11 protein-coding genes are annotated in these 14016 nt (G+C 72.7%); 5 read left to right on the top strand and 6 right to left on the bottom strand.

Features of this window, described 5'->3' with window-relative positions:
• Positions 1-20 precede the first annotated feature (20 nt).
• The 3 genes from F7R91_RS17210 to F7R91_RS17200 all read left to right on the top strand — a co-directional run bounded on the left by F7R91_RS17210 (position 21) and on the right by F7R91_RS17200 (position 2824).
• The gene (locus F7R91_RS17210; RefSeq protein ID WP_191971521.1) at positions 21-767 is read left to right on the top strand and encodes an FHA domain-containing protein; all 747 of its coding nucleotides are present in this window, start codon (positions 21-23) and stop codon (positions 765-767) included.
• Positions 764-2341, top strand: a complete 1578-nt coding sequence (locus F7R91_RS17205) for a serine/threonine protein kinase (protein ID WP_150949691.1) — start codon at positions 764-766, stop codon at positions 2339-2341. The genes F7R91_RS17210 and F7R91_RS17205 overlap by 4 nt, the downstream gene beginning before the upstream one ends.
• 90 nt (positions 2342-2431) lie before the next feature.
• Positions 2432-2824: a hypothetical protein gene (locus F7R91_RS17200; RefSeq protein ID WP_225320680.1), complete on the top strand. Its 393-nt coding sequence runs from the start codon at positions 2432-2434 to the stop codon at positions 2822-2824.
• An 85-nt stretch (positions 2825-2909) separates the two neighbouring features.
• Here F7R91_RS17200 and purH read toward each other — a convergent pair whose 3' ends face one another.
• Together purH and purN are read right to left on the bottom strand one after the other, a co-directional pair.
• Positions 2910-4481, bottom strand: a complete 1572-nt coding sequence (gene purH / locus F7R91_RS17195; protein WP_150949690.1) for a bifunctional phosphoribosylaminoimidazolecarboxamide formyltransferase/IMP cyclohydrolase — start codon at positions 4479-4481, stop codon at positions 2910-2912.
• Positions 4478-5107, bottom strand: coding sequence for a phosphoribosylglycinamide formyltransferase (purN, locus tag F7R91_RS17190; RefSeq protein ID WP_150949688.1), 630 nt, complete (start codon positions 5105-5107; stop codon positions 4478-4480). Before purN ends, purH begins: the two co-directional genes overlap by 4 nt.
• Before the next feature lie 308 nt (positions 5108-5415).
• On the opposite strand from purN, the gene F7R91_RS17185 reads away from it, so the two are divergent.
• Entirely contained in the window at positions 5416-6219 is an 804-nt protein-coding gene (locus F7R91_RS17185) for a hypothetical protein (protein WP_150949686.1), read from the top strand.
• Positions 6220-6230: 11 nt separating this feature from the next.
• On the opposite strand, the gene F7R91_RS17180 is transcribed toward F7R91_RS17185, so the two are convergent.
• Positions 6231-7946 carry a cell division protein PerM gene (locus tag F7R91_RS17180; RefSeq protein WP_225320679.1) on the bottom strand — a complete coding sequence of 572 codons (1716 nt, stop codon included), beginning with the start codon at positions 7944-7946 and terminating at the stop codon, positions 6231-6233.
• Positions 7947-8042: 96 nt separating this feature from the next.
• Here F7R91_RS17180 and F7R91_RS17175 point away from each other — a divergent pair, with 96 nt between their 5' ends.
• Positions 8043-9194 carry a helix-turn-helix domain-containing protein gene (locus F7R91_RS17175; RefSeq protein ID WP_150949684.1) on the top strand — a complete coding sequence of 384 codons (1152 nt, stop codon included), beginning with the start codon at positions 8043-8045 and terminating at the stop codon, positions 9192-9194.
• A 58-nt stretch (positions 9195-9252) separates the two neighbouring features.
• Here F7R91_RS17175 and sucD read toward each other — a convergent pair whose 3' ends face one another.
• The 3 genes from sucD to F7R91_RS17155 all read right to left on the bottom strand — a co-directional run bounded on the left by sucD (position 9253) and on the right by F7R91_RS17155 (position 13881).
• Entirely contained in the window at positions 9253-10137 is an 885-nt protein-coding gene (gene sucD, locus F7R91_RS17170; RefSeq protein ID WP_150949683.1) for a succinate--CoA ligase subunit alpha, read from the bottom strand.
• 21 nt (positions 10138-10158) lie between these two features.
• Positions 10159-11337, bottom strand: coding sequence for an ADP-forming succinate--CoA ligase subunit beta (gene sucC / locus F7R91_RS17165; RefSeq protein ID WP_150949681.1), 1179 nt, complete (start codon positions 11335-11337; stop codon positions 10159-10161).
• A gap of 423 nt (positions 11338-11760) precedes the next feature.
• A complete protein-coding gene (locus F7R91_RS17155) occupies positions 11761-13881 on the bottom strand; it encodes a hypothetical protein (RefSeq protein ID WP_191971520.1) in 2121 nt (706 codons plus the stop codon).
• Positions 13882-14016 lie beyond the last annotated feature (135 nt).

Genomic DNA, 14016 nt, shown 5'->3' with positions numbered 1-14016 from the left:
CAGGCACGGGGAGACGCACCTTGTACAGCATCATCGTGGTACCTCCGCCGACCACGGAGAACGAGCGGCACCGCCCCCAGCACCGGCTTGCCCCGGGCGAACGGCTCACCTTCGGGCGGTCCGCGCGGGACAACGACCTGTGCATCGCGCACGACGGCGTCTCCCGCAAAGCCGGTGAGATCGGCGCGCAGGGCGTCTTCTGGACGCTGAGCAACCTCTGCTCCCACCAGACGTACGTCGTGGAGAACCCGGAGGGCGCGGGCGAGCACATCAAGGTGGGGCCGGGCCGGCTGGACGCGCCCGTGCCGTTCGAGTTCTCGCGGATCGTGCTGCCGGCCGCGGGCGACCTGCTGGCCGTCGAGGTGTGGGCGCCGCGCCACGACTATCTGCGCACCGAGGGCGGCCCCGACGGCGACACCACCGCGCCCGCCTTCTCCGTCGACCGCAGCAAGCGCTACTTCGCGGTCCTGGCCGCCCTGTGCGAGCCCCGGCTGCGCGGCGCCCCGCACGCCCCGCTGCCCACCGTCGACCAGGTGGTCGACCGGCTGCGTCCCGGCTGGCCGGGCGCGTCCCGTACCTCGGTGCAGTGGAACATCGACTACCTGGCCGTGAAGCTGCGTCTCAAGCCCGGTCCGGAGACGGCGGAGTCGGGGCCGCGCCTGAACGGCAAGAAGGAGTCGCTGGTGTCCCTGGCGCTCCGCTTCGACCTGGTCCGGGAGGACGACCTGGTCGTCCTGACGGAACCGTCCGGCCGGATCGCCCGGTGACCGAGCCCTACGCCGTGCCGGTGCCCAAGGGGTACCGGGTCGGCGGCTGGGAGGTGCGCGGGCCGATCGCGACGGGCGCGTTCGGGAGCGTGTACGAGGGCCGGCGCACCGGCGCCGACGAGAGCCTCCCCCGTACGGTGGCCCTGAAGTTCCTGCCCACCGGCACGGGCACCCCGCGGCAGCTGACCCATCTGCGCGAACTCGTCGACCGCGAGATCGAGTTGCACCGCCGGCTCAGACGCCCTCACCTGATCCGGATGTACGAGACCCTCACCGTCGACGACCCCGGCCGCCCCGGCCTCGACGGCGCCACCGTCCTCGTACTGGAGAAGGCGGAAGGCTCGCTGTCCGCGCTGCTCGCAACGCGGCCCCGCCCGGACGGCGGTCCCGTGCTGCTCGCGCAGGTCTGCGAGGGGCTGGCGCAGCTGCACCGGGCGGGCTGGGTGCACGGGGACCTGAAGCCGGCCAACGTGCTGCTGATGAAGGACGGTTCGGCGCGGCTGGCCGACTTCAACATGGCCGCGGAACTGGAGGGCACGCACGCGTACACGCCCGCGTTCTCCACTCCCGACTACACCCCGCCGGAGCTGCTGTGGGCGGAGATCGGCGAGCGCGGCCGCCGGATCCGCCCCTCGGCCGACGTCTGGGCGTTCGGTGTCCTCGCCCATCTCGTCCTCACCGGCTCCTTCCCGCTGCCCGGCGGCACCCCGACCGCCCGCCGTGACGCGGCCGTCGCCTACGCCCGGGGCACGGACGAGCTGCGGCTGTCGCCGGAACTGCCGGACGCGTGGCGGGAGATCGTACGGGGCTGTCTCACGCGTACCTACGCGGACCGCTTCGGTACGGAGGCGCTGCTGCGACGGGTGGAGGCCGCGGCCGGCACGTCCCGCTCGCGGCGGCTGCCCCGTCTGCTCGCCCGCCCTGTCCGCCCCTCGCGCCCCCTGCTGGTTCTCGGCGCGTCGGCGGCGACGGTCGCCGTCGCGGCGCTCGGGTACGGCATCAGCGTCTGGGCGGGCGCGGCCGCGACGGACAACGGCACGGACAACAGAACCACCGCCACCGCCACCACCGCCACCACCGCCACGGCGTACGGCGCCTCCGAACTCCGCACCGACCGGGGCATCCCGTCCGCCTACCGTCTGCTGATCGTGGAAACGGCACACGACTGCGATCAAGGGGACGTCACCCCGCCCCTGATCGCCGCGATGCTGAAGGCCGAGAGCAACTTCGACCCGGATCTCTCCGATCCCGCCAAGGACGAGTACGGCATCGCCCGCTGGACCCCCAGCGTGCTGCGCTGGTGGATGCACGAGGACGGCACGCCCGGGGAGTCCGTCCCCGAACCGCCCTTCCCGCCGGCCGAGTCCATCCCGGCGATGGGCCGCTATCTGTGCTGGATCGCACCGCGACTGGACTCCTCCCTGCCGGGCGACCGCCGGGTGCTGATCGCCGCCGCCTACCGGACGTCGTACGCAAAGGTGAACGACGCGGCCGGTGTTCCCCCGAAGTACCGCGACTACGCCGGCCGCGTCGCCCACTACCTCAAGGAGTACACGCCGCCGGGAAGGAAGTGACCCTGAGAGTTCCGAGGTACCGTCCACGGCCCTGCGCCGCCACCGTGGTGGTGTCCACCAACGGGGGTGGCACAACCGGAGGGACACACCATGAGCATCAAGGGGACACTCGCATCGCTCGGTGCGGCGGCGGTACTCGCCACGGGCGCGGTCGCGCTGACGCCGGCCGGCGCGGCGGCGGCACCGAACGGCTGCTGGGGCAGCGGACCGCACAACTCGCGCTACTGCCACAACTACCAGGGCGGCAACGTGATGATGAACGGCGCGGTCGCCGGCTTCCTGTACGCGGGCGACAACTGGTTCGTCTGCCAGCGGAAGTTCCCCGGCCAGGAGAACCCGCCGGTCGGCAACGCCCGCAACGACTGGTGGCTCTGGACCCAAGCCGACACCAACGTCAGCAACGGCGGCTGGGGCTGGTTCCCCGCCAACAAGATCTCCGGAGGCGTGAACTACGGAGAGATCCCGGGCCTGCGCGTCTGCTGACGGCCTCCCCGGAAAACGACGGCCTCCGGTCCCCTCGGGGGAGGACCGGGGGCCGTCCCTGTTCTCGCCGGTGTCGTGCCGGCTGTCAGTGGAAGAAGTGCCGCGTCCCCGTGAAGTACATCGTGATGCCCGCCTTCTTCGCGGCCTCCACGACCAGTTCGTCACGGACCGAACCGCCGGGCTGGACCACGGCCTTGACGCCGGCCTCGACGAGGATCTCCAGGCCGTCGGGGAAGGGGAAGAACGCGTCGGAGGCGGCGTAGGAACCCTGGGCGCGCTCGGCGCCGGCGCGTTCGACGGCCAGCTTCGCGGAGTCGACCCGGTTGACCTGGCCCATGCCGACGCCGACCGAGGCGCCGTCCTTGGCGAGCAGGATGGCGTTGGACTTGACGGCCCGGCACGCCTTCCAGGCGAAGGACAGCTCGGCCAGTTCGGCCGCGGTGAGCGCCTCGCCCGTCGCGAGCGTCCAGTTGGCCGGGTCGTCGCCCTCGGCCTGGAGGCGGTCGGTCACCTGGAGCAGCGCGCCGCCGTCGATCGCCTTGATCTCGACGGGGTGGGACGGGCCGTTCGGCGCCTTCAGCACCCGGATGTTCTTCTTCTTGGCGAGGGCCTCCAGTGCGCCGTCCTCGTAGTCGGGCGCCACGATGACCTCGGTGAAGATCTCGGCGACCTGCTCGGCCATCTCCTTCGACACCGGACGGTTGACCGCGATGACACCGCCGAACGCTGACAGCGGGTCGCAGGCGTGCGCCTTGCGGTGCGCCTCGGCGACGTCCGCGCCGACGGCGATGCCGCACGGGTTGGCGTGCTTGATGATCGCGACGCACGGCTCGTCGTGGTCGTACGCGGCACGGCGGGCGGCGTCCGTGTCCGTGTAGTTGTTGTACGACATCTCCTTGCCGTGCAGCTGCTCGGCCTGGGCCAGGCCCTCGCCCGCGCCGTCGACGTACAGCGCGGCCGGCTGGTGCGGGTTCTCGCCGTAGCGCAGGGTGCTCTCGCGCTCCCAGGTCGCGCCGAGGAAGTCGGGGAACCGGGACGCGTCGACGGGGGCGTAGGACGAGGCGAACCAGCTCGCCACCGCCACGTCGTACGCGGCCGTGTGCTGGAAGGCCTCCGCGGCGAGCCGCTTGCGGGTGGCGAGGTCGAAGCCGCCGTCGCGGACGGCCGCGAGGACATCGGCGTAACGGGCCGGGCTGGTGACGACCGCCACGGACGGGTGATTCTTGGCTGCGGCGCGCACCATCGAGGGGCCGCCGATGTCGATCTGCTCGACGCACTCGTCGGGCGAGGCGCCCGAGGCGACGGTCTCGCGGAACGGGTAGAGGTTGACGACGACGAGGTCGAACGGCTCGACGCCCAGCTCCTGCAGCTGCTGCCGGTGGTCCTCCAGGCGCAGGTCGGCGAGGATGCCGGCGTGGACCTTGGGGTGCAGGGTCTTGACGCGGCCGTCCAGGCACTCGGGGAAGCCGGTGAGCTCCTCGACCTTGGTGACGGGGACGCCGGCGGCGGCGATACGGCCGGCGGTGGAGCCGGTGGAGACGAGTTCCACGCCCGCCTCGTGGAGCCCGCGGGCGAGCTCCTCGAGCCCGGTCTTGTCGTAGACGCTGACGAGCGCCCGGCGAATCGGCCGCTTGTTGCTCTCGGCGGTGGCGGTCACTGGATAACTACCTTTCGTCCCTCAATGCGATAGCCGTTGCGGGCGATCCGCCCCACGACATCGACGAGCAGCCTTCGCTCGACTTCCTTGATGCGCTCGTGCAGAGCGCTCTCGTCGTCCTCGTCCCGGACCTCCACCACGCCCTGGGCGATGATCGGTCCGGTGTCGACGCCGTCGTCGACGAAGTGGACGGTGCAGCCGGTGACCTTGGCGCCGTACGCCAGCGCGTCCCGCACACCGTGGGCTCCCGGGAAACTGGGCAGCAGGGCGGGGTGCGTGTTCACGAACCGCCCGCCGTAGCGGGCCAGGAACTCCTTGCCCACGATCTTCATGAACCCGGCGGAGACGACCAGGTCGGGCTCGTACGCGGCGGTCGCCTCGGTCAGGGCCGCGTCCCACTCCTGACGGGTCGGGTGGTCCTTCACCCTGCACACGAAGGTGGGCAGCCCGGCGCGCTCGGCGCGGGCGAGCCCCTCGATGCCGTCGCGGTCGGCCCCGACGGCCACGATCTCGGCTCCGTAGGCCTCGGTACCGGCGGTCGCGATGGCGTCCAGGAGAGCCTGAAGGTTCGTACCGGATCCGGAGACCAGCACCACAAGGCGCTTGGCCACGGGCTTGGCGGCCACGGCGGGGCCCTTTCTCGGGGAAGCGTTTGTACGGTCGTACGAATGCTTCGCGCCCCCGGATACGGGGAAGTCTACGAAGCAGCCGGCCGCCAGCAACGATACCGGCACCGTGGGGCGGCCCCCACGGGACGGGGGCGTGGCCGGAAGGTAGCGTCTGGGGGGAGAGGGCCCGGGAACGCGGTCGCCGTGCGCTGCGTTCACGAAGTGAGAGCTCACGACGGCTCACGCCAGACACACGACGGCTCACGCCAGGACATTCGTACGCACCACCAGACAGTCGTACTCACCAAGGGGAAGACGCTCACTTGATGCCGGACCGCAGCCTGCGACTTCTCACGCTCCCCCCGCAGTCGGTGCCGGGAGGGCAGCGCGGCGGCATGCTCCTGCGCGAGCGCCCCGCCTCACCGCCGGACGCGCCCTCCGGCAAGAAGAACGGCGACGAGCAGGGCCCGGCCGAGGACGACAACCCGTTCGCGCCGCCCCCCGAGGGCACTCCGGACCGCCCGTGGCAGCCCCGGCACCCGGTCGGCGGCGAGGGCTCCGACGGCGGCTCGCAGGGGCAGCAGGGCCCCCAGGACGGCCACTCCCCGTGGGGCAGCAAATGGAGCGACCAGCAGCCCGGCCGCTCCTCCGGCGGTTTCGGCGAGCGCCCGGGCGGTCCGGGCCCCGGCCCCGAGGGACCCAGTGGCGGCGGCCCCGGCCCCGGCCTGCGCTGGGACCCCACGGACCCCTCCCAGCGCCGTGCGCGCTATGCCCTCCTCAGTGGCATGTGGGCCTTCTTCTTCGCCCTCTTCAGCTGGCCGTACGTGGCGCTGCTGCTCGGCGCCCTGGCCATGTACTGGGGCATCAGCTCCCTGCGCACCAAGCCCCGCAGTCCCGACCCGAACGTCCCGGCGCCCGACCCGAACGCCCGCCCGCAGACCACGGCCGCGGTGAGCGGCCTGGTCACCGCGTCCCTGGCGATCATGCTGGTGGCGGCGGGCTTCGCCGCGAAGATGGTCTACAGCGACTACTACACCTGCACGAGCGACGCCCTCACCAACGAGTCGAAGCAGGCCTGCAACGACCTGCTGCCGAAGGAGCTGCGGGGACTGCTGGGGACGAACAACTGACCGGCTTCACCTCACGAAGCGCCCGGTGACCTGGGCTCGCCCGGCGGGGCGGGCGGGACTTCGGGCGAGACCGGCAGGAAGTCGTAGGGCTCGAAGGTGTCGTCGTACGTGGCCCCGTACCTGTCGTCGTGCCCGTCGAGCAGGTACGAGGCCAGGCTCGGGTCCGTCGTCGGCGAGCCCGGGTCCGTCGGGGCCGGCGCCGGGGTGGCCTGCCGGTCCGAGTCTTTCGTACGGGCCGAGTTCTTCGTACGGGAGAACCATCGCGTACGGCCGAACCATCGCGTACTCCCGAACCATCGGGTACGGGAGAACCACCCGCCCATCGACGGGAGCGACAACCGGAACCAGGACCGCCCGGGCCGCCGGTCCTCGGTCGGCGTCTCCGCCGCCGTTTCCGTCCGCGGCCTGCCGATCGTCGGCACCATCGGCTCCCCGCGCCCCCGCTGTTTCCGGCGGCGCCACCACCGCACCCCCTGGGCCGACGGCACTCCCACCACCGCGGTCCACACCAGCGCCGCCCCTCCCGTCTGCCACCACACAGGTCCGAAGCGGGCGAGCGCGGCGACGCCGAGCGGTCCGCCCGCGAGCGCGGCGAGAGCGGTGGCGCCGGCCGCGCAGAGGAGGGCCGCGAGCCCGGCCGTGGCGGCGGTCCGCCCGGGGGTCCGGCCGTCCCCCGCACGGCCCGTGGACCAGCCCACCGTCAGCCCTGCCGCCAGCGGCACGACCCCCGCGGCCCAGGTCAGCGGCGTCCCGGCGCCGGCGTCCGGAACGGCCGCGAGCAGCGGGAACGGTGGCAGCAGCGGGGCGGGCGCCGAGGACAAGGGCCCCACGACATGGCCGGCGCCGAGCGTGAAGCCCGGTCCGAGGGCGTACGCCATCCCCCACACCGCCGCGTTCGGCGTCAGCGTCAGACACAGCAGCAGGACGGCGAACCGCCCCGACCAGCCCTCGGTCAGCTGGAGCAACGCCTCCCGCGCCGCTCCGCCGTGCCACACCAGCGACGCGGTCACCAGCAGCGTCCCGCCACCGACGAGCACAGCCGTCCCGGCGGCGGCGGCCCGCGCGGCGGTACCGAGGTGCGCCCGGGTGTCCGCGCCGGGGACGAGACGCCGGAGTGCCGCCGGCCGCACGATCAGCACGCTGTCGAGCGCGGTGCCGGGACCGCCGTACGCCGTCCAGACTCCCGTGGCGGCGGCGGTGAGGGCGACCAGCGGTACGCACACCGCCGCCCATCCCCATGAGGGCCGCAGGTCGCCGCCCGAGGCGTAGAGGGCGGCGGCCGTGCCGACGGCGAGGTAGCCGAGGACGACCCCCGCCCATGCCGTGCGGGCGGGGACCTCCGGGCCGTCGTCGTCCTCGCCGCCCCCGTCCGTGGCGTCGCGCGCGGCGCGGTGCAGCAGCCACACCGGCAGCGCGAGCAGCAGCAGCGGGGTGACGCCGACGGGGGAGGGGACACCGGAGAGCGTGTCGGCGCGGACCAGCTCGGCACCGTGCGCCAGCAGCCACAGGGCCGCAGCGACATGCAGCGCGCCGCCGGGCCCGCTGTCGGGATACGGGGAGGTGATCCACAGCATCATCACGAGCACGGCGAACACGCCGAGCCCGAGGCCCGCGGCGAGGGCGCCGCCGAGGAGGCTCGCGGCCAGCCCGGGCAAGCGGTCACGCATCCGGGTGAGCAGGGACGACGACGGCGGTCGGCGGGCGGTCATCTGGATCACGACCGTCATGGTCCCAACGCCACCCGCTTTCTTCGCGCAACAGGCGAACCTCCGATGTGTCGCTCAAGATACTTTTATGTGCTTTTTCGTACGAAGGGGTGCCCTGTGACGCAGAGCCCTGCGACCCCGCTTCCCCCGCCCGAGGAGCGCCGACGCCTGCGTGAGGCAGGGGCGTTGACGCAGGCTCAGGTCGCGGCGAGGGTGGGCGTCACCCGCGGGACGGTCCGCGGGTGGGAGAGCGGCCGGACCAGCCCGCGCGGCCGCAAACGGGAGGCGTACGCAAAGCTGCTGGCCGAATGCGCCGCCCCGGCCGACCGGAAGCTCCCGGCGGAACGGGAAGTGACGGAACACCAGACAGCACACCAGGCAGCACACCAGGCAGAGCGCCAGACAGAACACGAGACAGAACACCAGGAGGAGCAGCCCCCGCTCGGGCCCGAACCGGTGGTGTCCCCGGCCATCCTGACGCCCGCACAGGCCTTCGACGCCCTCTACGCTTTCTGCGCCCCCGCCCTCGTACGGCAGACGTACCTGCTGACCGGACGGCGTGAGCTGGCGCGCGAGTCGGTCGAGCGGGCCTTCCAACTCGCCTGGCAGCGCTGGCCCGAGGTGGCCGTGGACCCCGATCCGGCGGGCTGGGTGCGGGCGTCGGCGTACGAGTACGCCCTCTCCCCCTGGCACCGGTTCCGCCCGCGCTACCGCCATCCCGAACCGCCACCCGCCGACGCCGGTGACCGCGCGCTGATGGACGTACTCCTGACGCTGCCGCCGCCCTACCGGCGCACCCTCGTGCTGTACGACGGGGTGGGCCTCGACCTGCCGGAGACGGCGGCGGAGACGGAGGCGAGCACCCGGGCTGCGGCGAACCGGCTGCTGCACGCGCGCGAGGCCGTCGCCGAGCGGCTGCCGGAGCTGTCCGACCCGGCGGAGCTCCACCGGCGGCTGGCGGAACTGGCCTCGGCGCAGCGGCTGGGTGCGGCCGAGTCGCCCGAGGTCCGCGGTGTCGGGGAACGCCGGGCGCACTTCTGGACCCGCGCGGCCATCGCGTTCACCGTCGCCCTCATCGGCACGACGGCCCTCACGGTGTGGACGGCACCGACGCGCTACGAGCCGCCGGTGGCGCCGGGGGCCGACATCCGGGGCGTGCCGCCGCGGGTGGCGCCGGGACCGCTGTCGCAGGCGGAGGCGGAACTACGGGCGAAACTGCGGAAGGAGACCGTGAGCGGGCCGGTCAGGCTGGTGCCGCAGGCCGGCTGAGCACGGGAAGGGCCGGTGGTGCGGGCCCTTCCCGTGCTACTCAGGCTCGGCTTCGGCTTCAGCCGGCGAGGATCTCGCGGGCCAGCTTGGCGGTCTCGGTCGGCGTCTTGCCGACCTTGACGCCGGCGGCCTCGAGGGCCTCCTTCTTCGCCTGGGCCGTGCCGGAGGAGCCGGAGACGATGGCGCCGGCGTGGCCCATGGTCTTGCCCTCGGGCGCGGTGAAGCCCGCGACGTAGCCGACGACCGGCTTCTTCACGTTCTCCTTGATGAAGGCCGCGGCCCGCTCCTCGGCGTCGCCGCCGATCTCACCGATCATCACGATCAGGTCGGTGTCGGGGTCGGCCTCGAACGCGGCGAGCGCGTCGATGTGCGTCGTGCCGATGACCGGGTCGCCACCGATGCCGACGGCGGAGGAGAAGCCGATGTCACGCAGCTCGTACATCATCTGGTACGTCAGCGTGCCGGACTTCGAGACCAGGCCGATGCGGCCCGGCTTGGTGATGTCGCCCGGGATGATGCCGGCGTTGGACTGACCGGGGCTGATCAGACCCGGGCAGTTCGGGCCGATGATCCGGGTCTTGTTGCCCTGCGCGACGGCGTAGGCGTAGAACGCGGCGGTGTCGTGGACCGCGATGCCCTCGGTGATGACGACCGCGAGCGGGATCTCCGCGTCGATGGCCTCGACGACGGCGGCCTTGGCGAAGGCCGGCGGCACGAAGAGGACGGACACGTTCGCGCCCGTCTTCTCCATCGCCTCGGCGACCGTGCCGAAGACCGGGATCTCGGTGCCGTCGATGTCGACGGAGGTGCCGGCCTTGCGCGGGTTCACGCCACCCACGATGTTCGTGCCGTCACCCAGCATGAGCTTGGTGTGCTTCATGCCCGTGGCACCGGTCATGCCCTGGACGATGACCTTGCTGTCCTTGTTGAGGAAGATAGCCATGGCTGTGGTGTCCCTCGTCCCTTACTTCGCAGCCGCGAGCTCGGCGGCCTTGTCGGCCGCGCCGTCCATGGTGTCCACGCGCTGCACCAGCGGGTGGTTGGCGTCGGAGAGGATCTTGCGACCCAGCTCGGCGTTGTTGCCGTCCAGACGGACGACGAGGGGCTTGGTGACTTCCTCGCCCTTGTCCTTGAGCAGCTGGAGGGCCTGGACGATGCCGTTGGCGACCTCGTCGCAGGCGGTGATGCCACCGAAGACGTTGACGAACACGGACTTGACGTCCGGGTCGCCGAGGATGATCTCCAGGCCGTTCGCCATGACCGCGGCGGAGGCGCCGCCGCCGATGTCGAGGAAGTTGGCGGGCTTGACGCCACCGTGGTTCTCACCGGCGTACGCGACGACGTCCAGGGTGCTCATGACGAGACCCGCGCCGTTGCCGATGATGCCGACCTCGCCGTCGAGCTTGACGTAGTTGAGGTTCTTCTCCTTGGCGGCGGCCTCGAGCGGGTTGGCCGACGCCTTGTCCTGGAGAGCCTCGTGCTCGGGCTGACGGAACTCGGCGTTCTCGTCCAGGGAGACCTTGCCGTCCAGGGCGATGACATCGCCGGAGGCGACCTTGGCCAGCGGGTTGACCTCGACGAGAAGCGCGTCCTCGGCGATGAAGGTCTTCCACAGGGTGACGAGGACGTTCTCGACCTTCTCGGCGACCTCGGCCGGGAAGTTCGCGGCCGCGACGATCTCGCGGGCCTTCTCGGGGGTCACACCCTCGTTGGCGTCGATCGGCGTCTTGGCGACGGCCTCCGGACGGGTGGCCGCCACCTCCTCGATCTCCATGCCGCCCTCGACGGACGCGATGGAGAGGAAGGTGCGGTTGGCACGGTCGAGGAGGAAGGAGACGTAGTACTCCTCCAGGATCTCCGGGGCCGTCTCGGCGATCATGACCTTGTGGACCGTGTGGCCCTTGATGTCCATGCCGAGGATGTCCGTCGCACGGGCGACGGCCTCGTCCGGGGTGGCGGCGAGCTTCACGCCACCGGCCTTGCCACGGCCGCCGACCTTCACCTGGGCCTTGACGACGGACTTGCCACCGAGACGCTCGGTGGCTGCGCGGGCCGCCTCAGGCGTGTCGATGACTTCACCGGCCAGCACCGGTACATCGTGCTTGGCGAAGAGGTCCCTCGCCTGGTACTCGAACAGGTCCACGCGCTTCCGTCCCTATCAGTGATCTCGCGGTTCGTTGGATGCGTGGGCGTGCCGCGAAGGGCAACGTGACGTCCGCCGTCTGTCACAAGGGAGGCGCACACGGTGTCCGAGCGCGCGGCATGTCCGTCTCGCAGGTTATCTCTGCTTGCGGGGGGCCCCTAAATCGCGGGTCACACCTGAGCGGTGATACCTGTCACATGATGCCGGACTCTCTGGCACGGCGTGCCGGAGGTGAACGGCCTCACCGGGCTGGGGTTGACCCGGTGAGGCCCCCTGAGCAGCCCCTTTGGGGGGCGCGGGGCCGGTGATCCCCACCCCAATGGGGACCACCTGACCCCGTCCGCGAGGTTTCGCCCGGACAGGACCGACGGCTTTCGGCCGTCCGGGTCTGCCGCCTCGCGGGGTCTGTCGCGTCGGCGTCGGTCAGATCGCGTACGTGCTGCCGTGGTGCAGGTTCTGCTGGTACGCATGGTGCGCGTGGTGCGTGTAGTGCGCGTTCTGGACGTGCTGCTGTACCGCGTGCTGTGCGTAGCCCGGGGTGACCGACTCGGCGAGGCCCTCGGCGCCGGTCACGGCGTGGCGGGCCAGCGGGCCGCCGGTCGCCTCGACGGTCCCGGCCAGGCTGTGCGCGAAGGGCGCGGCCCGACCGGCGACGCCGTGGGCGAAGGGGCCGACCTCGCCGGCCACCCCGCCCGCGAACGGCTGCACGTCCTCCGCGACGCCGTACGCCAGCGCCGTGGCGCTGCCGCCCACGCCCTGCACGACCGGCCGGACGGTCTCGGTGACGGTCTCGGTGACGGTGTCGACGACCGGCTGGGCGGCGCCGGTGACCCCGTCGGCGAACGGAGGCACCTCTCCGGCGACGCCCTCCGCGAAGGGGACCGCGTGCCCGGCCACGCCGTGCGCGAGCGGCGGTACGGCGCCGACGACACCGCCGCCGAACGGCTGCACCTCGTGCGCCACGCCGTACGCCAGTCCGCTCGCGTCCGCGACGGCCTGCCCGGCGACCGGCTGCACGCCGTGCACGGCGGTGTTCGCGACGGGCGGCAGCGCGGCACCCCTGGCGTCACCGGCGACCTGACCGGCCAGTCCGGTGGCGCAGGGGCCCGCGTCGGCGACGACGGCGTCGGCGTAGCCGGGCACCTCGGCGGCGACACCGGTCGCGTACGCGGGGACGTCCGCGGCGACGCCACCGGCCAACGGCTGTACGCCGTGGGCCGCATCGGCTGCGACGGGCCGGACTCCCTCGACCGCCCCGGCCACGACAGGCCGCGCGCCCTCGGCGGCTCCGACGGCGACCGGCTGGACGTCGGCGGCGACGCCGTACGCCAGCTCGGTCGCGGCGGCGACGGTGCGCGCGGCGGTGTGCGTGGCCGTGTGGTGGAGTCCGGCTGCGGCGCCTGCGGCTACCGGTGTCACGCCGTCCACCGCGCCCGTGGCGACCGGCGTGACGCCGTCCACCGCGCCGGTGGCGACCGGGGTCACCCCGGCCACCGCGTGACCGGCGACGGGCGCGATCCCGGCTGCGGCCCGACCGGCGACCGGCACGACACCCGCGACCGTGTGGCCGGCGACCGGCAGCGCCCCGTCCACCGCGGCGGTCGCCACCGGCGGGACGGCCGCGGCCGACGTCTGCTCTACGACCGGGCCGACCGTGCCCGGCACGCCCGCGACCGTGCCGACGACCTGCTGCTTCACCCCGTCTGCCGTGCCCGTGACGTGGCTCGGTACGGAGGAGACGGAGGCCTCGGCCGCTGTGGTGACTGCGGTGGCCTCGCCCTGGGCGGCGCCGGTCACTCCGGCCGCGGTGCGGCCCGCTCCGGCGACCGTGTGCTGGGCCTTCGTCCGTGCGACGCCGTCGACACCCTGGGCCTGGGTGCGGGCCGCCGACTGGGCGCCCTGGAGCTTCGTCTGCGCGGCGGCGAGTGCCTGCTCCACCTCGGGGGCGAAGGCGGAGAGGGGGCCGAAGAGGTAGTCGATGGCGCCCCGGCCGTCCTGCGGGACGTCCGGCACGGACGGCGCCTGCACCTCGGCGGCGGCCGCCGCGGCATCGCCCTTGGCCTTCTCCACCGCCTTGTCCGCGCGGGCGGCCCGGGCGCCGTGGATGACCTGGGCGGCGCCGGCCTTTGCCTTCGCCTTGGCCATGGCCTTGGCCTTGGCTGCCTCGGCCGCCTGGGTCTTGGCCGCCTGCGGCACCGTGATCTCGGCGTCGACGTAGCGGCGGGCCTGGTCTGCGGTACCGACGGTGTCGGCCGTGGTGTTCATGGCCTTCGAGGTCACGCCGTCGGTGACACCGGAGACGGTGTCCCGCACATCGGAGACGACGCCGTCGACGGTGCCGGTGCCCTCACCGACCGTGTCGGTGAGGGCGGTGGTGTCGGTGCTGTCGGTGCTGTCGGTGAGGGCAGTGGTGTCGGTGGTGGCGTCCGGGGTGGACAGCGAGGAGGCGGGCAGTTCGTCGGCGCCGGCCACGGTGGAACCGAGCGCCCACGCGCCGGTGACACCGGCGGCTATGACGATCGAGCGACGGATGTTCTTGTTCATACGTGCGTCAGATCCTTAGATCCTTGGGTTCCGAAGCTCCTGGGAAGCGTCGAGGCTCCTGGGAGTTCCGGGACTTCGGAAGGCTTGGGGACATTCCGGCGCCGGTTCCGTTCGTGGTCCGGGGAGTTGGGGACC

Origin of the sequence: Streptomyces luteolifulvus, assembly GCF_008806595.1 — a bacterium.
Classification (GTDB): domain Bacteria; phylum Actinomycetota; class Actinomycetes; order Streptomycetales; family Streptomycetaceae; genus Streptomyces; species Streptomyces luteolifulvus.
Note: the sequence above shows the minus strand (reverse complement) of the source record. Positions and strands in the feature narration are given on the sequence as shown.

Excerpts from the sequence above, each read along its gene's own strand:
- F7R91_RS17200 (WP_225320680.1), top strand. The coding sequence starts at position 2,432 with ATGAGCATCAAGGGGACACTCGCATCGCTCGGTGCGGCGGCGGTACTC.
- sucD (WP_150949683.1), bottom strand. The coding sequence starts at position 10,137 with ATGGCTATCTTCCTCAACAAGGACAGCAAGGTCATCGTCCAGGGCATG.
- F7R91_RS17185 (WP_150949686.1), top strand. The coding sequence starts at position 5,416 with ATGCCGGACCGCAGCCTGCGACTTCTCACGCTCCCCCCGCAGTCGGTG.
- F7R91_RS17155 (WP_191971520.1), bottom strand. The coding sequence starts at position 13,881 with ATGAACAAGAACATCCGTCGCTCGATCGTCATAGCCGCCGGTGTCACC.
- F7R91_RS17180 (WP_225320679.1), bottom strand. The coding sequence starts at position 7,946 with ATGACGGTCGTGATCCAGATGACCGCCCGCCGACCGCCGTCGTCGTCC.